Genomic DNA, 22,086 nt, shown 5'->3' on the forward strand with positions numbered 1-22,086 from the left:
GTCACGATCCCGTCGGGTCGATCCCGCGGAGCATCATGCCCTGGCCCCGGGAGCGGTGGACGTCGTCGGCGGGCTGGTCCTCGGGGTCGCGGTACTGGATGAGCAGGGTCGTACGCGCCTCGTCCGCCCGGTTGACCCCGGACCCGTGCACGGTGAGATAGCTGAGGAACAGCACGTCCCCGGCCTCCGCCTCGACCGGGACCGCGGCCTCCAGCGGCCACTCCGCGAGCGGCAGGTGCCACCCGCCCGCCTCGAGGTGCGGCAGCGGCCCGTACCGGTGGCTGCCCGGTACGACGCGCACGCACCCCTTCTCCTCGGGCGCGGCGTCGAAGTGGAAGATCGCCGCGCCCATGGTGTGGCGGGTGTGCGGGAAGTGCGCGGCGTCCTGGTGCATGGGGAACGGCGAGCCCTTCTCGGCGGGCTTGACGAAGATCTTGGTGTGGTGGAGCTGCACGTTCTGCGAGCCCATCAGGGCCGCGGCGACATCGGTGAAGCGCGGATCCACCATGAGCCGGGCGAAGGCGGCCGAGTGGAACTGCGCGTCGTGGCAGTGCCGCAGCTCGGTCCCCGCCCCGCCGATCCCCCGCGCGCTCCCCCACGTGGGGTCCGTCGGGCGCAGCCGCGCGAGCACCGCGTGACACTCCTCCCGGTACGCCCGCGCCTCCGCCGCGCCGAGCAGCCCTTTGACCAGCAGGTAGCCGTTGTCCTGGTAGAACCGCACCATCGCCGAATCGGTCATCGCACTCTCCCGCGCGTCCGCCCCGTGCCGTCCCTCCGAGTGATTCCCACTCCTGCGGGTGCGCTCGCAGCCGTGGCCGCGCGGGTGCGGGAGACTGGTGGGGTGACCACCGAGAACGCCGATCGCCCCGGTCCGCCCGTGACCAGCCCCTCGATCGTCCTGCTCACGCTGGCGCGCCGGATCGAGACCGAGCTGGCCGCCGCCCTGGCCCCGCTCGACCTCACGGTCAGCCGGCTGGGCCTGCTCGGTCACATATCCGGCGTGCCCGGGGTGTCGTTCAGCGAGCTGGCGCGGATGTCGGGGACGACGGTCCAGAGCGTGCACACCGCGGTGAAGGCGCTGGTCGCGGCGGGGCTGGCGCGCGACAGCACGGCCCGCGCCGGGTCGGCGTCGACGATCGAGCTGACGCCCGAGGGCGCGCGCCTGCTCGAGGCGGCCACGGGCGCGGTGTCCCGGGTGGACGACCTGCTGTTCGGGCCGGAGGCCGACCCGATCCAGCGCCAGATCGCCGACGCCGTCCACGCCGCCTTCGCGGGGGTCAGGCCGGTACGCGGGAGCGATGCCAGGCGTACGAGCTGACCGCGATGCCCGCCACCGTGACCACGGCGGCCACGACGTAGAGGGAGCGCAGCCCGAGCCCGCCGTCGATGACGCGCCCGCCGAGCCAGGCGGCGAACGCGGCGGCCAGCTGGTAGGCGGAGGCGTTCACCGCCATCGCCAGGGTGGGCGCCGCCGAGGCGGTGGCCAGCACGCGCGCCTGCATGCCGGGGATGACCGCGAACCCCGCCGCGCCCAGCACGAACACCATGACCGCCGTCACCGCCGTGCTGCCGCTCCCGGCCCACATGAGGACGAGCACCGCCGCGAGCACGCCGAGCAGCCCGAGTTGCGCGGCCATCGGCGCCCGGTCCGACAGCCGGCCGCCGAGGAGGTTGCCCACGGCCGCGCCCACCCCGTACACCAGCAGCAGGGCCGCCACCGCGCCGCCGGCGAAGCCGGTGACGTCCGTGACCAGGGGCGCGAAGAAGGTGAACACCATGAGCAGCCCCGCGTTGCCCACGGCCGTGACCGCGATGGCGAGCCGCACGTCCCGGTCGCGGAAGACGCGCAGCTCGCTCACGGCCGAGCCCCCGCCGGACGGCTCGCGCACGTCCGGCACCAGCCGCGCGACCAGCGCGAACCCGGCCGCGCAGCACGCCGCGACCACCAGGAACGTGGCCCGCCAGCCGTGGGCGTTCCCGATGAACGTGCCGATCGGCGCGCCCAGGATCATCGACAGGTTCATGCCGAAGACGAGCTTGGAGACGGTGGACGCCTGCTTGCCCGGCGCGGCGGTGGAGACCGCGATGACGATCGCGTTGGCGAAGAACGTGGACGTCACCAGCGACGTGACGACCCTGGCCGCGAAGAGCACGCCGTACGCGGGGGCGAGCGCGGAGGCCAGGTTCCCGGCGATCGTGATCCCGAGCAGCACCAGGATGAGCGGCTTGCGCGGGAAGCGGGCGGTGAGGGCCGTCAGCACGGGCCCGCCGACGATCATCCCGATGGCGTACGCCGTCACCAGCAGCCCGGCGGCCGGGATCGAGACGGCCAGGTCGGTGGCGATGCCCGGGAGGATGCCGGCGATGACGAACTCGCCGGTCGTTATCCCGAACACGCACAACATCAGCGACGGCACACTGAGCCTCATCGATCTTCGCTCTCTTTCTTTACAGATCAGTACAGAACTAGGGCGGCAAAAAGCCGCGGCTCCGTGAACCGCGGCCGGGGCTGCTACAGGGCGGCGACGGCCCCGTCGACGACGTCGAGGAGGGCGGCCCGATCGTCGGTGACCTTGGCGAGCACGCGCAGGCCGTAGTAGGCGCTCTGGAACGCCCGCGCCACCTGCCGCGGCGACCGGTCCGACGACAGCTCGCCCGTGCTCTGGCCGATCTCGACCAGCCGTTGAAGCGCCTGCTCCAGGTCGGCGAACTGCCGCCGCACCAGCCCCGCGACCGCCTCGGTGCGCCCGCTGAACTCGGTGGCGGCGTTGAGCGCCAGGCAGCCGCGCCGGCCCGGGTCCGCCATGTCGGCGTCGATCACGCCGAGCATGAGGTCCCTGAGCCGCGCGCGCACCGACCCGGACTCGGCCAGCATCGCCAGCTGCGCCTCGGCCTTGGTCTCGGCGTAGCGGCGGATCGCCTCCTCGTAGAGGCGGTGCTTGCTGCCGAAGGCGTTGTAGAGGCTGCCGCGGCCGAGCCCGGTGCGCTCGCACAGGTCCTGGGTGGAGGTCGCCTCGTACCCCTTCTCCCAGAAGACCTCCATCGCGGCGTCGACGACCGCCCGATCACTGAACTCCCGTGGCCTGCCCATGGGAGGAGGTTAGCGGATTTTGTACAGACCAGTAAAGAACCGTCCGGGCTAGGGCGTGGTGGCGCAGAACTCGCCGCTCAGGGTGCTGACGCGCATGCATACCTCGTCTCCGCTGACCAGCACCACAGCGGGCCGGAAGTCCCCTTCGAGCGCCGTGCCGGAGGTGGACGTCGTGAGAGAGCCGGGGGTCAGGACATCGTTCACCATGAAGGTGAAGACGGCCGTGGCCGGCGCGGGCTGGATCTCGAACCAGTAGAAGCGGTCGCCGGGCACCCCGCGGACTTCCTGGCAGACAGGCGTTTCCGGCAGGCAGGTGATCGCCGCCTGAGCCGGAGGCGATCCCCCGAGCGAGAGGATCCCGGCGGCCACCGATACGGCGAGGGCGCGGAGCATGTTCGTCACCTTTTCTTCAGAGATCATCGAAGCCTTCCAGCCGATGATCTCTGAAGAGGAGGCGGCGGGCTACCGGGCGTCGATCCGCTGGCAGAGGCCGTAGACGAACCGGGCGCGATGGGTGGCGCCACCGTGGGCGAAGTCGACCGCCCAGTGGTGCGGGGCCTGGCCCTCCTGGTGGACGGCGCCGGGGAAGCTCGCGGCGACGTCGGCGACCACGCAGCTCCAGGGCGCCAGCTCGGCGAAGGACAGCGTCCTGGGGTCCCCGGGGCGGACGAACCACTGGTTCCACGTCTCGCCGCCGGGCCCGTACAGGACCTCGAACTCCAGGCCGGGCCAGGACGGCAGGGCCCAGCGGGACACGCCGCAGGTCAGGCTGCCCACGGCGGTCGTGCCCTCGTACACGGGGCGGCCGAGCAGCGGCCGGAGCGTCTTCGGCGCCCTCGGCGAGTGGAGCATCCTCGTCCACTGGGCGTGCGCGGCCCGCAGCTCCGCCCTGGTCGCGCCCATGACCCGGAGCGCGTCCTCGACCCGCGCGGGGTTGAGATCGCGCATCCGGTGCATCAGGGACAGTTCAAACTGCCGCACGCCGAATCGCACACCCCCGTTTTACCTGCTCCCGGCGTTGCACGAGGCATCGGGCGGGTGCCCTTTCCTACCATCGGCGGGTGACCATGGCGCGTCCCGTCCCAGGCCCCGGCCGGCTGGCTCTGCTGGGGTTGCCCGCGTACCTCGTGCGGGGGGAGCACCTCCTCGACCGGGCCTTCGAACGCTACGGCGACGTGTTCGCGTTCTGGGCTCCGGGTATCGGGCGGGTCGCGCTCATGCGCGATCCCGCGCTGATCGGCGAGGTCATGACGGCGCCGCTGGACCCGTTCGAGGGCCGGCCCACGGCGGCGGCGTGGGGGCCGCGGTCGATCTTCGCGCAGCACGGGGCCGACCACCACCGGATGCGCAAGCTGGTGCTGCCCCTGCTGGGCGGCAGGGCGGTGCGGCGCCACCGCGAGATCGTGGCCGACGTGGCCGGGCGGACGGTGGACGGGTTCCCGGCCGGGATGCCGTTCGAGCTGCTGCCGCTGCTGTGGGAGGCGCTGCTGGAGATCGCGCTGCGCTCGCTGCTCGGGCTGGACCGGCGGCGCCTGGAGGTGTGGCGGCCGCTGGTGCGCGAGCTCCTGAACGTGGCGCTGACGGAGGAGCTCATGGTCCGTTTCGCGCTGCGCGGGCTGGGCGCCATCCGGCTCTGGCCGTCCGCGCAACGGCTCCGCGCCCGCTGCGTCCGGCTGGTCAGGGGCGAGATCGCCCGCCGCCACGACGGCGACACCGGTGACGACGTCCTGAGCCTGCTGATGGCCTCGCGCACCGCCGAAGGGTGGCGGCTCAACGACGAGGCGCTGGTCGACCAGGTCCTGACCATGTTGCTGGCGGGGCACACCACGACCGCGCTGGGCGTGGCCTGGGCGGTCGAGCGGCTCGTACGGCACCCGTCCGCGCTCCACCGGCTGACCGCGGAGGCCCTGCACGGCGAGGACGACCGGTTCGCCACTGCGGTCGCCTGCGAGACGCTGCGCCTGCGGCCCTCGACCTCGACCGTGCCGCTGGGCGTGGCGCGCGAGCGGCTCACGTTCGGCGGCTACCGGGTCGAACCCGGCACCAACCTGCTGGTGGCGCTGCGGGCGCTGCACCGCCATCCCCGGCACTTCGCCGACCCGTCGGCCTTCCGGCCCGAACGGTTCCTGGAGGGGCGTCCCGCCCCGTACAGCTGGCTGCCGTTCGGGACCGGGCCGCACGTGTGCGTGGGCAAGCACTTCGCGCTGCTGCAGATCTCGACGTTCCTGCACGTCGTGACCCGCCGCGTGATCCTCTCCGCCGCCGATCCGCGCGACGAGGGGATGAACCGCGTCGCCATCACCCACCAGCCCGACCGGGGCTGCACGGTGATCGCGGTGCCCCGCGGCCCGATCACCCCACGGCCTTGCGGGGGCCGGCCCGATGCCTGACACCCGCCGATCACCCCACGGCCTTGCGGGGGCCGACCCGATGCCTGACACCCGCCGATCACCCCACGACCCTTCGACGGCCGGCCCGATGCCTGAGGCCCGCCCGCCGATCACCCTGCACCACGCCCGGCTCCGCGCCGCCTCGCACGGGCCGGACCAGCCGCCGCCCGATCCTTGGGTTGTCGTGGCCCAGCCCGATCCCGAGGTGATCGTGGCCCGCGCGGGCGAGCGGATCGAGCGGCTGCGCGAGGCGTGGCGCGAGCTCCGCTACGAACGGTTCCTCCCGGAGGCGTGGCAGGCCCAGCTCCACCGGTTCGCGACCGCCCTCGACGAGCTGGCCCGCCCCGGCCGCCTGGGCGCCGTCGTCCTCGATCTGCTGCGGGAGCACGGGCTCGCGGAGCCCGGGCCGGACGGCCGGTGGCGGCTGACCGGTCCGGCCAGGCCGTACGAGCTGACCCGGAGCCTGCTGCTGCGACACCCGGCCTTCGTCACGGAGGTCGCGCTGAACAGCCGCATGTACCACCACCTGCCGGCGGTCCTGCGCGGCGAACGGGACCCGCTGGAGCTGCTGAGCCGCGACGGCGGCGGCGAGCTGACCCGCCAGCTCTACGACATCGCCCCGCTCTGCCGCTTCGCCAACCAGGTGGCCGGCGCGCTGCTCGACGAGATCGTGGCCGCCTGGCTGCCGGACCGGCCGCTCCGGGTGCTGGAGGTCGGCGCCGGCACGGGCGGCATGACGGCGGCGCTCCTGCCGCGCCTGCCGTCCGATCGCACCCGCTACACCTTCACCGACGTCTGGCCGTTCTTCTGCACCGCGGCCCGCCGCCGCTTCGCCGCCCACGACTTCCTCGACTACCGGCAGCTCGACCTGAACGCCGACCCCGCTGCCCAGGGCTTCGCGGCGGGCGGCTATGACGTGGTGGTCGCCGCCAACGCCCTGCACACCGCGCGGGACCTGGCCCGGGCCCTGCGCCGGATCGGGCGCCTGCTCGCTCCCGGCGGTCACCTGCTGGCCGTCGAGACCCACGATCCGCGTCTGCTGATCGGCACCTTCGGCCTGCTGGAGAGCTTCTGGCAGGTCGACGACCGCGACCTGCGCCCGCACGGCCTGCTGCTGTCCCGCGACCGGTGGCCGTCGCTGTTGCGCGAGTGCGGGTTCGCCCAGGTGGTGCAGACCGGCGACGACCGGCCGCCTGCCCGGGACGGCTTCTCCGTCATGCTGGCCTCCCACCCCCCGAGTACCGAGGCTCGGCGACAACCGTTGCCCGCGCCTGCCACCGAAGCTGGGCACCCGCCGCTTCCCCCGCCTACCACCGAAACGGGGCACCCGCCGCTTCTCACGTCTGCTACCGAAGCCCGGCTGCGGCTGCTGCCCGCGGCTGCCGGCGACACCCGATGGGTCGTCGCCGCGGAGACGGACTCCGAGCTGCCGCTCGCCGACGCGGTCGCCCGGTTGCTGACCTCCGGCATCGAGGGCGAGGCGACGAGCGACCAGGCCGTGGCGGCGTCGGCCCCGGCTGGGGCGGCGGACGGTGAGGCCGTGGCGGTGCTCGCGGATGGGGATCCGGCTCGCTGGCGCGAGTGGGTGTGCGGCAGCGGGCCATCGAGCGGGCCGGAGAGCGGGTGGGTGTGCGGCGGCAGCGGCGGGCCGGAGAGCGGGCGGGTGTGCGGCGGCAGCGGCGGGCCGGAGAGCGGGCGGGTGTGCGGTGGTGGGTCGGGGAGCGGGCGGGTGTGCGTCGTGTTCGTGCTGGCCGAGCATGGTGAATGCGCCGGCACCGACGACGAGCCGCGTCTGAGGGTGGAGCAGGCCGTCGCGCGGATGGGGGTGCTGCGGGCCGTCGTGACCGCGTGCGACGGGCTGCCACCGGCCGTCGAGCGCACCCTGTACGTGGTGACGCGGCCCAGCGGCGCGTTGCCCGCTCCGGAGCTGCCTCTCGTGCCCGCCGACGCGGCGATCTGGGGAGCCGCCCGCGCCATCGCCAACGACCGGCCCGGCCTGCGCCTGCCCAGGATCAGCCTGCACCGCGAGGGGACGGTCGCCGTGGACGCCCGCCGGCTGGCCCGCGAGCTGCTGGCCGCCTCCGGGGAGAGCGAGGTCGCGTTGACCCCGGGTGGCCGCTTCGTCGCCCGGGAGGTGCCGTACGAGGGGGTCGGCGACCGGGTGCGGCACTACGTCCTGGACCTCGGCCGGTCGGGCCGGCGCGGAGAGCCCGCCTGGACGGAGGCCGACCCTCCACCACCACCCGGCCCCGGCACGGTCACCGTCGAGGTCCGGGCCGTGGGCCTGCCCGATCGCCCGCTCCCGCCCTCCGTTGATGCCCGGGCTGCTTGGGATGCCGGTGATGCCCGGGAGGCCGGGGGCGCCGGTAACCCTTGGGACGGGAGCGCCGGAAGCCCTGGAGACGCGGGTCCCGGAGACACGGGTCCCGGAGACACGGGTCCCGGAGACACGCGCCCTGGAAACGGGGATCCCGGAGACGGGAGTCCTCGGGACGCCAGGGACGTCAGCGAGCCCGGGTGGTCGTTCGCCGGGGTGGTCAGGGCGGTCGGGACGGGTGTGCGTGATGTCGGGGCCGGTCGGCGGGTGGTCGGGGTGGCGGCGGGCGTGCCGGCCTCCCACCTGCTCGCCGACGCCCGGCTCGTCGGCGCGATCCCCGACGGCATGAGCTTCGCCGAGGCCGCCACCCTGCCGATCCCGTTCATCGCCCTCGCCCGCCACGAGGCACGCGGCGGCGCCACGGCGCTCGGGCTGGCGGCGCTGCAGGACGCGTGGCACCGGGGGACACCGATCGCCGCCACCGCGAGGACGGCGGCCCAACGCGAGCTCCTGCACGGCCTTGGCGTGCCGGAGGCGCTCGACGGCCCGCACCCCGGGAACGGCGCGCCCAAGACGCCCGACAGCCCGCACCCCGGGGACGGCGCGCCGGAGGTGCTCGACGCAACGCACCCCGGGGACGGCGAGCCGGGGCAGGCGGTCGAGCCCGAGGTGTTCCGTGAGGTCATGGAGCGCGTCCACGCGGGTGTTCACCGCCCGCTCCCGCACACCCTCTATCCCGCCGCCCGGGTCCGGGAGGCGGTCGCGTCCATGCGGCACGACCGGCACCTCGGCGCGGTCGTGCTCTCCTTCGACCCCCTGGACGGCCCGGTCCCGGTCAGGACGCGGCCCGGACGGCTCAGGCCTGATCCCGGAGGCACGTACCTCGTGGTGGGTGGCGTGGGCGGGTTCGGGGCCGCGGCCGCGTACCGGCTGGCGGAGCGGGGCGCCCGGCACTTCGCGCTGGTCTCGCGCCGAGGCGGCGACGCGCCGGAGGCGGCCGCCACGGTGGCCGGGCTCCGGTCGCGGGGCGCGCGGGCGTCCGTCCACGCCGCCGACGTCACCGACCTGGCCGCGATGGCGTCGGTGCTCAAGGAGATCGACGCCGGGGAGCAGCCCCTGCGCGGCGTGGTGCACGCCGCGATGGAGCCGGACTCGGGCGACCTGCTGCGCCTGGAGCCCGCGCGGCTGGCCCGCGTGCTGGGCTGCAAGATGGCCGGCGCCCTGGTGCTGGAACGGCTCACCGAGGGGCGGGAGCTGGACCTGTTCTGGCTGTTCTCCTCGGTCAGCGGCACGTACGGAGGCACGCGCCAGTCCGCGTACGCGGCCGCCAACGTCTTCCTCGACGCCCTGGCCCGGCGGCGGCGCGCCCGTGGCCTGCCCGGGCACGCCACCGCGTGGGGCACGATCGGCGACGCCGGGTTCGTCGCCCGCCACGGCATCGCGGAGGTGTTCGGCCGCAACGGCTTCCTGCCCATGACGTCCGGGGAGGCGCTGACGGCGGCCGAGGGCCTCATCGCGGCAGGCGTCGAGGCCGGCGCCGTGTCCCGCTACGACTGGGCCCGCTGCCGGGCCGCCCTCAAGGCCGGAGCGGACGTCGCGACCCGGCTCCGCCCGCTGATCGACTAGTCCAGGGCCGTTCTTGACCGGACACGAGGACTCCGGCGCCGCCCCGGCCTCCCGCGCGGCGACATGCTGGGACCCCCGACAGACCCCCGACGGAGAGGCGAGGACTCTTGTCCGAGGAAGACATCCTGCGGCTCGTACGCCAGTACTGCGCCGAGATCTACGTCGTCGACCCGGCGGCCGTCACCCCGCAGACGACGTTCGTGGACGATCTCGAGTCCGACAGCATGAGCGTGCTCGAACTGCGGGCGGCGCTGGGCGGCCACGGGCTGGACATCGACCCCTCCGACTTCACGATGGAGATGACGGTCGGCGACGTCGCCCGGCTGGCGCACCGTTCGTACCTCGCGCGGCGAACGGCCGGTTAGCCCGGTCATGCGAGCTGCTGGGACCGTACCGCTGACCGGGTCGGACCGGCTCTTTCTCGGCGAGGTCGGCTCGGCCCGAGACCACCGGCTGCACATCGCCCTCGCGGCGCGGATGCCCGGCCCGGCCCCCGACTCCTGGGAGTTGCGGCGGCGGGTCGCCGAGGCGGCCGCGCGGGCGCCGGTCCTGACCTACCGGCTGGCCCGCGAGGGGTGGGAGCCGGATCCCGCCTTCGACCCGGCCTGCCACGTCGTGGAGTACCGGGTGGCGCCGGGCCGTGACGTGGGCGCGGCCGTGGTGGACGCCGTCAGGGAGAACCGGCTGCTGCCCGAGCACCCGCTGTGGAGCCTGATGGTCGTGCACGGGTACGCCGCGGACGAGCACATCCTGTGCTACCGCGTGCACCACGCCTTCCAGGACGGCGTGGGGGCGGCCCGGATCGCGACGCGGGCCGTGCTGCTGGGCAGGACCGTCCCGGCGCCCGATCCGAACGTGGCGGTGCGGGCGCCGGCCAGGGCCCGGATGCGGCTGCTCGCCACGGCGGCCCGGCTGGCGGCCCCGTCGGCGCGGCTCAGACCGCCCCCGGGCAGGACCGGCAGGTCGGGCGCGCGGACGTTCTTCCTGCGACTCGACCTCGCCGCCTTCCGCGAGATCGCCGCCGCGACCGGCGCGAGCGTCCCGCAGGTCGGCCTGGCCGTGCTGGCCGGCGCCCTGCGAGCCTGGAACCCGGCCCACTGGCGGAAGGCGGGCCGCCGGGGCACGACCGTCTCCTTCCCGCTCAACCTGAACGGCCGCCTGCGCGACGGTGGCCTGGGCAACGGCGCGACCACCATGCCGGTCGACCTGCCCTGCGCCGAGCCCGCGGCGCGCGAGCGGCTGCGCGGGGTCATGGAGCAGACGAGCTTCGAGCGGATGGCCGTCTACCGGCGCGACCGCTATCCCGTCAGGGCCCCGGCGGTGGTGTTCCGGCTGCTCAGGTGGCTCGTGCCGAAGGCGTTCCCGGGCCGGATGACGGTGAGCGTCATCGGGGTGAACCTGCCCCTGGACGGCTGCTTCACCGTCCCGCCCACGTACGACACCGGCGGAGGGGCCGTGTCGATGGTCTACAGCGACACGACCGTGGTCGTCTCCTGCGTCCTGTCCGCCGCGCTCGCGCACGGCGACCGGCTCCCGCACCTGATGGAGGAGGCCCTCGAGGAGCTGCGGCGGGAAGTCGCCCAGTGATCCGGCCCAGTGATCCGACGGGTCAGCAGGCGCGCAGGCGCAGGAGGGCGCTGGTGTAACCGCCCCCAGGCGTCAGCGGCGGCAGGCCGCGGGACATCAGTACCGCGCCGTGGTGCACCGCGCCGGTGTCCTCGTCCCGGTAGCGGCCGTCCGGGTCGAGCCCGGCCAGGCGGAGCGGGGCGATCGGCGTGCCGAACGCGACGGGCCCGTGCCAGGCGAGCACCACCACCCGGTCCCCGTGCACGTACTGCACCCCGTACGGAAGCCGCCACAACCGCCCGAACTGCACGACGGGCCGGATGTCCTTGTAGACGGCCACCAGCTCGGCCGCCTCGGACAGCTCGGCCTCGCTCCAGCGGGCGAGGTCGCCGCCGAGCCCGAGCGCCCCGGCCATGGCCACGTGGAAGCGGAAGCGGAGCGGGACGACCCGCCCGGTGAGCGGGTTCGGGCTGTCGGTGACCCAGGCGGCCATGGCCCGGGCCGGGTACACCTGGCTGAATCCGCGCTGGATCGCGATGCGGTCGTGGGCGTCGGTGTTGTCGGAGGTCCACACCTGGTCGGTGCGGGCCAGGATGCCCAGGTCGGTACGGCCGCCGCCGCCCGCGCACGCCTCGATGCGCAGGTGCGGGTGGTCGGCGCGGAGCCGGTCCATGATCGAGTAGACGGCCCTGACGTGGTCGATCCAGAGCCGGTCCTGGTCTGGGTCGCCGGGCCGGCCCGCCTCGGTGAAGGCGCGGTTGAAGTCCCACTTCAGGAAGTCGACGGCGTGCTCGGAGACCAGCTTGTGCAGCCATTTGTGCGCCCAGTCGGCGACGTCGGGCCGGGCGAAGTTCAGCACGAGCTGGTTGCGCAGCAGGGTGCGGGAGCGGCCCGGCATGTGCAGGACCCAGTCGGGGTTGGCGCGGTAGAGGTCGCTGTCGGGGTTGACCATCTCGGGCTCGACCCACAGGCCGAAGCGCATGCCGAGCCGGTGCACCTCGTCGATGAGCGGGCTCAGCCCGTCGGGGAAGCGCTCCTCGTTGACCCACCAGTCGCCGAGCCCCGCGCTGTCGCCGGTGCGCCCGCCGAACCACGCGTCGTCCATCACGAACAGCTCCGCGCCCGCCCGGGCGGCCAGCCGCGCGAGGTCGCGCTGGTTGGCCTCGTTCACGTCGAACCCGACGGCCTCCCAGGCGTTGTAGACGACCGGGCGCGGCTCGTCCGGCCGGGGCAGCACGTGCCTGGCGATGTGGTCGTGCCAGCGCCGGCTGGCCTCGCCGTACCCGTCGGGCGCGTACACGCCGGCGAACACCGGCGTCACCCACTCCTCGCCCGGCTCCAGCCGCCAGGTGAGGCCCTCGTGGCCGAACCCGCCGGTCCAGCTCGCCCGCCCGGAGGGCGTGCGGGTGAGCGTGACGCGCCAGCTCCCGCTCCAGGCCAGCGCGCAGCTCCACACCTCGCCGTGCCGCTCGCCCGCGTCGCCGCCGTCGATCATGAGCCAGGGGTTCGCGTGGTGGCTGGTCACCCCGCGCCTGCTGGTCAGCGTCGTCTCCCCCACGGCCAGCTCGGTACGGCCCAGCGCATGCTCCGAGCTCCAGCCGCCCGTGACGTGGCTGAGCCGGTAGCCCTCCAGCGCCGGAACGCTCCAGGCCGCCGAGTCGCACCGCAGCACGGTCACCGGCACCCGCGGCCGCAGCACGGTCCAGCGCTCGATCACGTCGCTGTCCTCGTGCACCCGATAGTGCAGCTCGACCAGGAGCGGATGGCGGCGGTCGGAGAAGCGCAGCGTCAGGTGGCCCCCGTCAATGTCATGGCCGTCGTGCCGCCACTCGATCCCCCGGTCGCCGCCCGGGAGGACCACCTGCAGCGACGGCGTCTCGAACCGCGCCCCCACCTCGGAGACCAGCTCCTCCTCGCCCGCCGTGCTGTCGAAGCTGCTGGCCCCGGACGCGGCCGGGCCGGGGAGGCTGGCGGCCTGCTCGGCGGTCAGCGCGGGGCCCCAGTGCAGGCAGCGGGGGGCGTCGTCGTCCGCGAGGGCCACGACGTAGCTCGTGCCCGGGGTACGCAGCAGCCACCTGCGGCTGGAGGCGTCGAAAGTCACCGATCGCATGCCCCGGAGCCTAGGCACGACCCCGCTCGAATTCAATTCTTGACGAAGTTAATTACTGCTACTATCGCACTCATGCACCCTCGGCTCACCTCGACCCCCGCGGCGGCGACCGTGTTCACCATGGTGCTGACGCAGGGGCCGGTCTCCCGGGTGGAGATCGCCAAGCGGAGCGGGCTGTCGTCCGCCGCCGTCACCAAGGCCGCCCGGCCGTTCATCGAGGCGGGCTACCTGGAGGAGCTGGAGGCCACCGAGCGTACGGCGCCGGGTGCGGGCCGCCCGGCCAGCCCGCTCTCCATCAGGCCGGAGCGGGAGTTCTTCTGCGGGGTGAAGATCACTCACGAGGAGCTCATCGGCGTGGTCACCGACCTGCGCGCGCAGCCGCTGGTCTCGGCGCACCGCCCGCTGGCCACGACGTCGGCCGAAGGGGTGGTCTCGGCGCTGGCCGAGCTGGTCGCCGAGTTGCTGGCCACCGACCCGGCCTACGGCGAGCGCTGCCACGCGCTGGGCCTGGCCGTGTCGGGCGACGTCGACAAGGCCCACGGGGTGGTGCGCTACTCCCCTTTCCTGCAGTGGCACCAGGTGCCGCTGGCGCGGCTGGCCGCCGAGGCCACGGGCCTGGTCGTCACGATCGACAACGACGTCAAGTCGCTCACCGTGGCCGAGCAGTGGTTCGGCGACGGGGTGGGCACGTCGTCGTTCGCCCTGGTCACGGTGGGGGTGGGGATAGGGTGCGGGCTGGTGGTCAACGACCGGGTGGTGGCCGGCGCGCACGGGGTGGCCGGGGAGATCGGCCACATCCCCGTCGGGGGTGACGAGCCCGAGTGCCACTGCGGCGGGCGCGGCTGCGTCGAGGCCATCGCCGGCACGGCGCCCCTGCTGGCGGCCGCGCGCGCGGCGTCCGGCGACGCGTCGCTGACCGTGGACGCGGCCATCGACGCCGCCCACGCGGGCGATCCGGCGGTGCGCGAGGTGTTCGCCCGCGCGGGGCACGCCATCGGGCTGGCCATGGCCGCGATGGCCAACCTGTTCGGGCCGGAGCGGATCATCGTGACCGGAGACGTGCCGGGGCTGGCCTCGTACGGGCTGTTCGAGGAGCAGCTCAACCGGTCGTTCGCGGCCCAGGCGTTCGGCGCGGCCGCCGACTGCCGCCTGCTGCTGCGCCCGCGATCGTTCGAGCAGTGGGCCCGCGGCGCCGCCGCGGTCGCCATCCAGCAGCACTTCGCGCTCGAGGGAGCGCCGCTGCCTGGACTGAGGAGCGCAGGGAGCGAAGCGACCGGAGCGACGAGGGAAGGCAGCGGACCTCAGCGACCGAGACGCCTCACGAAGTGAGGCCATGAGCAGGGAGAGATTGAGTGACCGCAGCGCCCGGCATTTGGCAGCCGCACGATCGAGCGTTCGAGCAGCCGGAGGAGGTGCGGATCGAGGCCGCGGGGCTCGCGTTCGAGTGCTCGGCGGCGGCCGTGCTCACCTGCACGGCCGCCGAGCCGTCCCCGGGCGTCCTGGAGCTGCGCGTCGTCCCCGACCGGACCGCGGACGTGCGGGTGGCCTGGCGGGTGCCGTGCGTGGACGCGACCGCGTTCTGGGCCGCCGACGGCGGCGAGCATCGGGGGCTGCCGCCGTTCTGGCGCCGTCCCCGCGTGGCGGCGCTGGAGAAGAACGCGCCCGTCGGCTGCCTGGTGGGCGCCGGTGACGTGGCGCTGTGCGCCTACGCCGCGGGCGAGGTGGTCAGGCCCGTGCGGACGCGTACCGGGGTGGTGGAGGAGACCGGCGAGTTCGGGTTCTGGGTGGAGCACGAGGCCGAGCCGGACACGGGGCTCGTGCTGCGGCTCGACCTCACCCGGCGGCACTTCGCGACCACGCTGGCGGAGGTGGCGGACTGGTGGCGCGCGCTGCACGGACCGGTCGCCGACGTGCCGCGGGCGGCGCGGATGCCCGCGTACTCGACCTGGTACGCCATGCAGCAGCACGTCAGCGCCGAGAGCGTGGAGCGGCAGGCGGGGCCGGCGGCCGAGCTGGGCTGCGAGGCGATCATCGTGGACGACGGCTGGCACAGCGACGACCGGGGGCGCGGGTACGGCTATGTCGGCGAGTGGGAGCCGTCCCCCACCACATTCCCCGATATTTCGGGACACGTGGCCAAGGTGCGGGGTGAGGGACTGGCCTACCTGCTCTGGTACGCCCTGCCGTTCGTCGGCCGCCACACGGCGCTCTGGGAGCAGGTGCGGGGGTACACGCTGGCGTACAAGGAGCACATGAACGCCGCCGTCGTCGACCCCCGCTACCCGCGCGTCCGCGACCTGATCGCCGGCCACCTCACCCGGGCGGTCACGGAGTGGGGCATGGACGGCCTCAAGATCGACTTCATCGACCAGTTCGCCGTGGAGGACCCGCCCGAGCCCGGCCCCGAGGCCGACTGCCGGACGGTGAACGAGGGCGTGCGCCGGCTCCTGGCGCAGCTGCCGCGTGACTGCCTGGTCGAGCTGCGGCAGCCGTACGTGAGCCCGGGCCTGTGGCCGTACGCCACGATGGTGCGCGCCTCCGACTGCCCGCTCAGCCCGGCGCACAACCGGCAGCGCACGGTGGACCTGCGGCTGATCGCGGGACCCCTGGCCGTGCACGCCGACATGCTGATGTGGCACCCGGACGAGCGGCCCGAGCACGTCGCCACTCAGCTCGCCAACGTGCTCTTCTCGGTGCCGCAGGTCTCGGTGGACCTGACCGCGCAGACGCCTGAGCAGCGCGAGGTGCTGCGGTTCTGGCTGGGCTTCTTCCGGGAGCACGCCGAGGTGCTGCAGCGCGGCTCCTTCGAGCCCGCGCGGCCCGACCTGGGCTACCCGCAGGTCACGGCCCGCTCGGGCGACACGGTGATCACGGCCCGGTACGCGCCGATGCCGGTGGCCGCGCCCACCACCGGCACGCTCTGGCTGGCCAACGGCGACGCCTCCACCGACGTGCTGCTGCGGGTGCCCGACTCGGGTACGGCCCACGCCACGATCCTCGACTGCCGCGGCCGCACCGTCACCGAGGGCAACCTGCCCCTGCGCCCGGGCATCGCCCAGGTCAACGTCCCCGAGGGGGGCCTGCTCCGCCTGACCCGCTAGCGGTCAGGTTGCAGGCGCAGCCGCCCCAGCGCCCGGACAGTCGGCGGCTGCGCCTGGTCCGCGTTACCGGCGCAGCCGGTCCAGCAGCTGGGCCTGGTAGAGCGAGGGCGGCAGGAGGCCGGGCTGGTTGGCGCCCTCGATGTACCCGGCCGGCTGCGCGAACGGCCCGTCGCCGGTGATCGTGCCCTGGCAGCCGATCGCGTAGTTCTGGGCGGTCGGCGGTTTCTGCACGATGAGCCTGCTGGTCGAAACGTCGCAGTTCCACGCCACCGAGTGGGCCGCCGACCACCCGTGCGAGGTGCCGTACCGGCCGCGGTTGTACAGCCCGAGCGTGTAGTCGTAGTGCGGGTCGACGTCCTTGTGGCCGTCGAACAGCAGAGCCTGCGACCACCGGCGGTGGCCCTCGCTGGAGTTGAGCGCGTACTCCGAGGTGCCGCGCAGGAACACCACGCCCGACACCGTGCTGTGGCCGTTGGAGACGAACGCGTGCCTGGCCTTGTACGCGTAGCAGTCGCGGAAGAGCACCTGCTGCGAGTAGACGTAGGTGTTGAAGTTGTAGCGCCTGCTCCCCGTCACGATGCTGACCGGGTCGACGGCCCGGCAGTTCTCGACCGTGGCGCGGGTGGTCTCCTGGGTGGCGACCCCGGCCTGGGTGAAGTGGAGCATCGTGCAGTCGCGCACCCACGAGTCCTCGGTGCGCAGCAGGACGATCGCGTTGTAGGCGTGGTCCTCGTCCTGCTCCGGGTCCCCCTGGTACTCGATGTCGACGCGCAGCCGCTCCACGCCCACCTGGGTGACCAGCCCGGCCCGGTCCCACTTGTAGAGGAAGGACGGGGACAGTGCGCGGTTGAGGTGGTTGAAGACCGGGACATCGATTTTCACGACATTTCCGGAAACTTCGCGTACGTACCGGTTGTAGATGAGGGGGTGCTCGCCCACCTTCCACGCCGGTCCCACATCGTGGCCGCCGTAGTCGATGGCCTTCAGCCACTCCTCGGTGCAGGGATGGGTGATCACGATGTTGTCGCCGGGCCGCAGCGAGCCCGCGTCGGCCACCGCGAACTCGCGCGCGCCCACCTGCACGAAGTCGGTGGTGATGTCGGTGCGGGAGCCGGGCACCTCCCCCGTCCAGCCGCCGCCCGCCGCGCCGCCGGCCACGATCACGTCGCGGTCCTTCGGGTTGTTCCCGGTGGCCTTGATGATCGTGTTGCCGGCCGGGTCCTCGCCGTCGCCGGAGCCGCGCAGGACCGTGCCGCTCGCGCGTACGTACAGGGTGCCCGCCACCGGATAGAGGCCGGGCAGCAGGAGCAGGGCGCCGCGCCGCGCGCGGGGCAGCGCGGCCACCTCGTCGAGCGCCGCCTGGATATGGGCGGTGTTGTCGCCCTCGATCGGGCGGATCGTCCTGACGACGGGCACGTGCGGGATCGGCCGCTCGCCGTTGCGGTAGCCGGCGTGGCTGAAGTCGGGGATGCGGTTGCCCTCCGCGTCCTGCTCGTACGCCAGCCGCCCCTGCCGGTCGTAACGCACCAGGCGGGACTGCCAGATCGTCGAAGCGCTCGCGGAGACCCCTCCCGCGGCGGACAGCGCCAGCGCGCCGCCCGCCGCGAGCACGGCCCGCCTGCTGAGGTCATGTGCCATGGTTCACCTATCTGATGACGATCTTGTCGAGCTCGGGCCCGCGGGCGGTGAGTCCGAAGAACCGGATCGTGTTGACCCCGGCCACCAGGTCCACCGGCACCGTCGTGGTGGTCACCGTGTCCTTGGTGCCGGTCATCGGCACCTGGATCGCGTCGCCGCCGTTGACGCTGACCGAGAACGACTGGGAGCCGTCCACCAGCGCGTGCACGGTCAGCTGCCGGGTCCCGGTGGTCTCCGACAGCACGCCCCTGACCACGGTGTAGTCGTAGACGTTGCCGCCGACGAGGATGACCTTCCGCCCGCCGGAGCAGACGGCGCAGTAGGCGGGCTCGGCGGCGCCCTCGAAGACGTTGCCGGCCCGCTCGGCCTCGTACGTCCCCGGGCCGCGGTCCGGCGGCGGCAGCTTCACCGGCGGCGTCGCGGGCCCGAGCTGCTCCGCCTTCAGATCCTTGACCAGCAGGTACGTCTCCTGCAGCCCGGCGCTCTTGATGCTGCGGTAGATGCCCCACTTGGGCCGGTTGTACTGCTCCTGCGTCCACCACAGGTCGATGTTCTCGACCTTCTGGTCCACGATCGTCCGCGAGCCGTTCTTCGGGCCGTCACGCAGCACCCACCGCATGTATCCGGCGTCGCCGGACTTGAACTCGATGGTCGTCGTGACCCACTTGTTCTGGATCGGCTCCAGGTCGGCCGTGGCGAAGTCGTGCGACTTGTTGTCCTCCAGCGTCCAGTAGCGGGCCGCGATCTTCTGCACGCCGTTCACGACCGGCAGCGAGATCTGCGCGATCGGCGTGCCGACGTCGGAGTTCTTCAGCTGCCAGATGTGGGTGAAGTTCGTGGTCGCGTCCAGCGTGTCCGGAATGTACATCTGGTACGTGATCCGCCAGGTCTCGTCCTTGCGGATCTCCAACGGGCTGCCGTCGGCCGCCCGCATGCCGCGTACCTCGTTGCGCATGCGGTCGGAGCCGTCACGGTCCTCCAGGTGCGCGTCGAACCGCCACACACCCTTCTCGGCGCGCACGTGCGGCAGGCCCTCGGGATGGGAGCCGCGCCGGTCGTCCTCCAGCGCCTCGAACGCGTTGACGCCGTCGCGCCACGGGCTGGGGTTCCACCGGGTCTCCCATCGGGGAGCCCCGATGGGAGACCCGATGGCGACGGCGTGGGCCGGGGCCGTCTGCAGGAGCAGCGCCATCGCCGCCAGGGCTCCCACCAGGTGCCTTCTCACTGAATCGTCACCCTGTCGAGATCGGGCGCGCTGGCGCCGTCGTTGAAGAAGCGGACGCTGTTGGCGCCCGCGGCGAGCTGCACCGGGACCGTCGTGGAGACGGGCGTGCTCCAGTCCGTGCCGGTCAGCGAGACGGTCTGGGCGGCGCCGCCGTTCACGCTGACCTGGAAACTGCGCGTGCCGCTGACCAGGCCGTGCACGGTCAACTGCCGGGCGCCGGCGGAGGAGGACTGCACGTTCAGCGTGACCGCGTTGCCGGAGCCGCCGCCGATCCAGCCGACCTTGGTGCCGCCCGAGCAGCCGGAGCAGGACGCGGTGCGGGCGGTGCCGCTGAAGGAGCCCTGCTCGGCCTCGTACGCGGACGGGTCGGTGCTGCCGCCGCCGGTGAGCTGGTAGGCCTGCAGGTTGCGGACCAGGAGGTAGGTGTTCTGCAGGCCGGAGCTGTTGATGCTGCGGTAGATGCCCCACTTGGGCCGCAGGTACTCGTCGTCGCCCCGCCACAGGTCGGTGTTGTCCAGGCGCTTGTCGACGAGCGTGGTGGAGCCGTCCTTGAGCGTCCAGCGCAGGTAGCCGCTGTCGGAGGCCTTGAACTCGAACGTCGTGTCCACCCACTTGCCCTGGATCGGCTCCAGGTTGGTGTTGCCGACCTCGTGGGTCTGCTCGGCCTCGTCCCAGTAGCGGACGTTGATCTTGGGGGTGCCGCCCGAGATCGGCAGCGACATCGTGTAGAGCGGCGCGCCGGAGCCGGGCACCTTCATCTGCGCGATGTGGGTGAAGCTGCTGGTCGCGTCCAGCGAGGTCGGGATGTACAGCTGGTAGCTGATGCGCCAGGTCTCGTTCTCGAGGATCTTGAGGTACGAGCTGCCGCCGGTCCGCATGCCCTTGACCTCGTTGCGCTGGCGGTCGTCGCCGTCGCGGTCCTGGGTGTGCATGTCGAAGCGGTACGCGCCGCCGGAGACGTAGATGTGCGTGACACCGGAGTGCGAGTCGGCGCGGTCGTCCTCGATGCCCTCGAACGCCTCTGCGACGGTGTCGTCCGCCGGATCCGGGCTCCAGCGCAGCGTCCAGGCGGCCGCTGCGGCGGGAGCGGCGGCGGGCAGTGCGGCGGCGGCGGTGACCACCAGGGCGGCTAAGACGCCGCCGATGCGCTTGTTCATTGGTCCTCATTTCTCCTGAGGTGAAGCGTGAACCCGCCGTTGGGGGGAACGGCGAGGTCGAGCTTGCCCCCGGCGGAGACGGTGACCGTCTCGGCGAGGATCCGGTCGCCTGGGGCGTCCCGGTAGATCTCGGCCGCCCATTCCCCCTGGTCGAGGAAGTCGAGCGGCACGGTGAGCGTGCGGGCCTCGCCCGACACGCCCGCGCCGACGTACCACTCGCCGCCGTTCCTCCTGGCCAGCAGGATGTGGTCGGCGGGGTCGCCGGACAGCAGCCGCGTCTCGTCCCACGCGGTGGGGACGGCCGACAGCAGCCGCAGGGCCTCCGGCCGGGCTTCGTAGGCCTCGATGCCGTCGGCGAAGTGCTGGACGCCGGACTCGAAGATCACCGACAGCGCGAGCTCGAACCCGGCCGAGATCGTGCGCACGCCGGTGAACGTGCACGGCGTGAAGTCCATCGGGCCCTGCACGTTGCGGGTGAAGGCCAGCGACAGGTAGTGGGCGGGCTGGTAGAGAGGCTGCTTGCCGGGCTTCGGCTTGATCCACTCGGCGCCCTTGACGGCTTCGGCGGTCATGAACTGCGGCCACGTCCGCTCGGTGCCGCGCGGGATCGTGCCGCCGTGGAAGACCACCATGAGCTCGAGCCGGGCGGTGGCGGCCAGGATGGCGTCGAACCAGCGCATCCGGTCCTGGCCGTCGGACTCGGTGAAGTCGATCTTCACGCCGACCGCGCCCCACTCCTTCCAGAGCGCGAGCTTCTCGCGGTGCTCCAGCTCGGTGTCCACGTGCTGCCAGTGCGACCAGAGCCAGACGCCGACGCCCTTCTCCTTGGCGTAGGCGATCAGCTCGGGCATCCATTCCTTGTTCCAGCCCGCGTCGGCCAGCAGGTACGGCCAGCCGTTCGCGGCGGCGAAGTCGGTCCAGCGCTTCTGGGCGTCGAGGTCGCGCGTCGAGGGCCCGTCGGACCACCACGACCAGGCGGCCGCCCCGGGCTTGATCCAGGAGGTGTCCTCGACCCTGGACGGCTCCGCGAGGCTGGTGACCAGGTCGCTCTCCACGATCGTGGCCAGGTCGCCGACGATCATCGTGCGCCAGGGGGTGGTGAGCGGGCTGGCGGCGGTCACGTACGGGTCGGGCAGGTCGAGCCGGAACGTGTTGCCGTCGAGGAGCAGGCGGGAGCCGGCGTAGCCGCTGTCCAGGTTCGACTCGGTCACGAACATCCAGGAGCCGCCGGTCTCGAAGAGCGAGGGGTAGCCGTACAGGATGGGCTCGGCGTCGGCGACGGTGCCGTGCCGGTGGATCTCCTCGTAGTCGCAGCGGCCGTTCTCGTACGGGAGCAGCACCGCGCGGGCCTCGGGCGGCAGGACGTACTCGGAGGCCTCCTCCACGACGGTGACCGGGCCCGTCCACGGCACCACGTACCGATAGGCCACGCCGTGCCCGCCGACGCGGACCTGCACGTCGAGCCGGTGCCCGTCCTTGGTGAACGACAGCGTCCACTCGCCGGCCTCGTAGCCGTGCTCGCGCCGCTTGCCGGTGACCGTCCGGTAGGTCTCCTCGACCCGCCGCTCGGACATCCCGGACAGGGTGAGCCCCTTGCTCAGGTCGGCGTGGGCGGTCCTGATGCCCAGCCTGGACGGCTCCAGCACCGTCCGCTCGCGGTGGCGCACCTCCAGCGTGAGCACGCCCTCGGTGGAGAGGGTCAGCCCCGCTTCCAGGTCCTCGTCACTGAACGTCCAGCTTGGCACGTGCCCTCCAGGGAAAGGAAGAGATAGGAGGAGTCGATCGCGGCTCACCAGCCGTCCCCACACCTGGCACGGCCGCCGGTCAAGGCGTAAGGATCTCCTCACAGTGCGCTAGAGCCTAGG

At 73.2% G+C, this 22,086-nt stretch carries 17 protein-coding genes; 7 read left to right on the forward strand and 10 right to left on the reverse strand.

Translation table 11 applies throughout. The annotated features are described in order from the left end of the window. Position 1: 1 nt before the first annotated feature. On the reverse strand, positions 2–739 hold the full coding sequence (locus tag AB0J87_RS40125) for a phytanoyl-CoA dioxygenase family protein (RefSeq protein ID WP_363974690.1): 738 nt from the start codon (positions 737–739) through the stop codon (positions 2–4). Between the two features lie 102 nt (positions 740–841). Here AB0J87_RS40125 and AB0J87_RS40130 point away from each other — a divergent pair, with 102 nt between their 5' ends. Beyond that, positions 842–1,318: a MarR family winged helix-turn-helix transcriptional regulator gene (locus AB0J87_RS40130; RefSeq protein WP_355195699.1), complete on the forward strand. Its 477-nt coding sequence runs from the start codon at positions 842–844 to the stop codon at positions 1,316–1,318. On the opposite strand, the gene AB0J87_RS40135 is transcribed toward AB0J87_RS40130, so the two are convergent. The 4 genes from AB0J87_RS40135 to AB0J87_RS40150 form a co-directional block, all read right to left on the reverse strand. After that, complete coding sequence (locus tag AB0J87_RS40135; protein ID WP_363974693.1) at positions 1,278–2,429, reverse strand: MFS transporter; 1,152 nt, start codon at positions 2,427–2,429, stop codon at positions 1,278–1,280. The genes AB0J87_RS40130 and AB0J87_RS40135 overlap by 41 nt on opposite strands. An 83-nt stretch (positions 2,430–2,512) precedes the next feature. Further along, a complete protein-coding gene (locus AB0J87_RS40140) occupies positions 2,513–3,091 on the reverse strand; it encodes a TetR/AcrR family transcriptional regulator (RefSeq protein ID WP_363974696.1) in 579 nt (192 codons plus the stop codon). 48 nt (positions 3,092–3,139) lie between these two features. Beyond that, complete coding sequence (locus AB0J87_RS40145) at positions 3,140–3,511, reverse strand: hypothetical protein (protein ID WP_363974699.1); 372 nt, start codon at positions 3,509–3,511, stop codon at positions 3,140–3,142. Positions 3,512–3,553: 42 nt separating this feature from the next. Next, positions 3,554–4,072 (reverse strand): hypothetical protein, encoded by a 519-nt coding sequence (locus AB0J87_RS40150; protein WP_363974701.1) that lies wholly within the window; start codon positions 4,070–4,072, stop codon positions 3,554–3,556. An 86-nt stretch (positions 4,073–4,158) separates the two neighbouring features. Here AB0J87_RS40150 and AB0J87_RS40155 point away from each other — a divergent pair, with 86 nt between their 5' ends. The 4 genes from AB0J87_RS40155 (at position 4,159) to AB0J87_RS40170 (ending at position 11,011) form a co-directional block, all read left to right on the forward strand. Beyond that, the gene (locus AB0J87_RS40155; RefSeq protein WP_363974918.1) at positions 4,159–5,481 is read left to right on the forward strand and encodes a cytochrome P450; all 1,323 of its coding nucleotides are present in this window, start codon (positions 4,159–4,161) and stop codon (positions 5,479–5,481) included. An 88-nt stretch (positions 5,482–5,569) separates the two neighbouring features. Continuing rightward, a complete protein-coding gene (locus AB0J87_RS40160) occupies positions 5,570–9,424 on the forward strand; it encodes an SDR family NAD(P)-dependent oxidoreductase (RefSeq protein ID WP_363974704.1) in 3,855 nt (1,284 codons plus the stop codon). Between the two features lie 107 nt (positions 9,425–9,531). After that, positions 9,532–9,789, forward strand: a complete 258-nt coding sequence (locus AB0J87_RS40165) for an acyl carrier protein (RefSeq protein ID WP_350727714.1) — start codon at positions 9,532–9,534, stop codon at positions 9,787–9,789. Between the two features lie 7 nt (positions 9,790–9,796). Continuing rightward, positions 9,797–11,011, forward strand: coding sequence for a wax ester/triacylglycerol synthase domain-containing protein (locus tag AB0J87_RS40170; RefSeq protein WP_363974708.1), 1,215 nt, complete (start codon positions 9,797–9,799; stop codon positions 11,009–11,011). Positions 11,012–11,033: 22 nt separating this feature from the next. Here AB0J87_RS40170 and AB0J87_RS40175 read toward each other — a convergent pair whose 3' ends face one another. Next, positions 11,034–13,100 carry an alpha-galactosidase gene (locus tag AB0J87_RS40175; RefSeq protein WP_363974711.1) on the reverse strand — a complete coding sequence of 689 codons (2,067 nt, stop codon included), beginning with the start codon at positions 13,098–13,100 and terminating at the stop codon, positions 11,034–11,036. 72 nt (positions 13,101–13,172) lie between these two features. On the opposite strand from AB0J87_RS40175, the gene AB0J87_RS40180 reads away from it, so the two are divergent. Continuing rightward, on the forward strand, positions 13,173–14,429 hold the full coding sequence (locus tag AB0J87_RS40180; protein WP_363974714.1) for an ROK family protein: 1,257 nt from the start codon (positions 13,173–13,175) through the stop codon (positions 14,427–14,429). Positions 14,430–14,452: 23 nt separating this feature from the next. Beyond that, the gene (locus tag AB0J87_RS40185) at positions 14,453–16,201 is read left to right on the forward strand and encodes a glycoside hydrolase family 36 protein (RefSeq protein WP_363974717.1); all 1,749 of its coding nucleotides are present in this window, start codon (positions 14,453–14,455) and stop codon (positions 16,199–16,201) included. A gap of 63 nt (positions 16,202–16,264) precedes the next feature. Here AB0J87_RS40185 and AB0J87_RS40190 read toward each other — a convergent pair whose 3' ends face one another. The 4 genes from AB0J87_RS40190 to AB0J87_RS40205 are packed head-to-tail and all read right to left on the reverse strand — an operon-like array spanning position 16,265 to position 21,966. Further along, positions 16,265–17,839 carry a hypothetical protein gene (locus tag AB0J87_RS40190; RefSeq protein ID WP_363974720.1) on the reverse strand — a complete coding sequence of 525 codons (1,575 nt, stop codon included), beginning with the start codon at positions 17,837–17,839 and terminating at the stop codon, positions 16,265–16,267. Between the two features lie 7 nt (positions 17,840–17,846). Further along, positions 17,847–19,064, reverse strand: coding sequence for a hypothetical protein (locus AB0J87_RS40195; protein ID WP_363974723.1), 1,218 nt, complete (start codon positions 19,062–19,064; stop codon positions 17,847–17,849). Beyond that, positions 19,061–20,221, reverse strand: a complete 1,161-nt coding sequence (locus AB0J87_RS40200) for a CBM35 domain-containing protein (RefSeq protein ID WP_363974726.1) — start codon at positions 20,219–20,221, stop codon at positions 19,061–19,063. Before AB0J87_RS40200 ends, AB0J87_RS40195 begins: the two co-directional genes overlap by 4 nt. Beyond that, a complete protein-coding gene (locus AB0J87_RS40205) occupies positions 20,218–21,966 on the reverse strand; it encodes a glycoside hydrolase family 97 catalytic domain-containing protein (protein ID WP_363974729.1) in 1,749 nt (582 codons plus the stop codon). Before AB0J87_RS40205 ends, AB0J87_RS40200 begins: the two co-directional genes overlap by 4 nt. Between the last annotated feature and the right edge of the window lie 120 nt (positions 21,967–22,086).

This window comes from Nonomuraea sp. NPDC049625, assembly GCF_040675285.1.
GTDB lineage: Bacteria > Actinomycetota > Actinomycetes > Streptosporangiales > Streptosporangiaceae > Nonomuraea > Nonomuraea angiospora_A.

Bases quoted from the DNA above. Each gene is read 5' to 3' on its own strand.
- AB0J87_RS40125 (WP_363974690.1), bottom strand. From the start codon at position 739: ATGACCGATTCGGCGATGGTGCGGTTCTACCAGGACAACGGCTACCTG.
- AB0J87_RS40135 (WP_363974693.1), bottom strand. From the start codon at position 2,429: ATGAGGCTCAGTGTGCCGTCGCTGATGTTGTGCGTGTTCGGGATAACG.
- AB0J87_RS40140 (WP_363974696.1), bottom strand. From the start codon at position 3,091: ATGGGCAGGCCACGGGAGTTCAGTGATCGGGCGGTCGTCGACGCCGCG.
- AB0J87_RS40145 (WP_363974699.1), bottom strand. From the start codon at position 3,511: ATGATCTCTGAAGAAAAGGTGACGAACATGCTCCGCGCCCTCGCCGTA.
- AB0J87_RS40155 (WP_363974918.1), top strand. From the start codon at position 4,159: ATGGCGCGTCCCGTCCCAGGCCCCGGCCGGCTGGCTCTGCTGGGGTTG.
- AB0J87_RS40160 (WP_363974704.1), top strand. From the start codon at position 5,570: ATGCCTGAGGCCCGCCCGCCGATCACCCTGCACCACGCCCGGCTCCGC.
- AB0J87_RS40170 (WP_363974708.1), top strand. From the start codon at position 9,797: ATGCGAGCTGCTGGGACCGTACCGCTGACCGGGTCGGACCGGCTCTTT.
- AB0J87_RS40175 (WP_363974711.1), bottom strand. From the start codon at position 13,100: ATGCGATCGGTGACTTTCGACGCCTCCAGCCGCAGGTGGCTGCTGCGT.
- AB0J87_RS40180 (WP_363974714.1), top strand. From the start codon at position 13,173: ATGCACCCTCGGCTCACCTCGACCCCCGCGGCGGCGACCGTGTTCACC.
- AB0J87_RS40190 (WP_363974720.1), bottom strand. From the start codon at position 17,839: ATGGCACATGACCTCAGCAGGCGGGCCGTGCTCGCGGCGGGCGGCGCG.
- AB0J87_RS40200 (WP_363974726.1), bottom strand. From the start codon at position 20,221: ATGAACAAGCGCATCGGCGGCGTCTTAGCCGCCCTGGTGGTCACCGCC.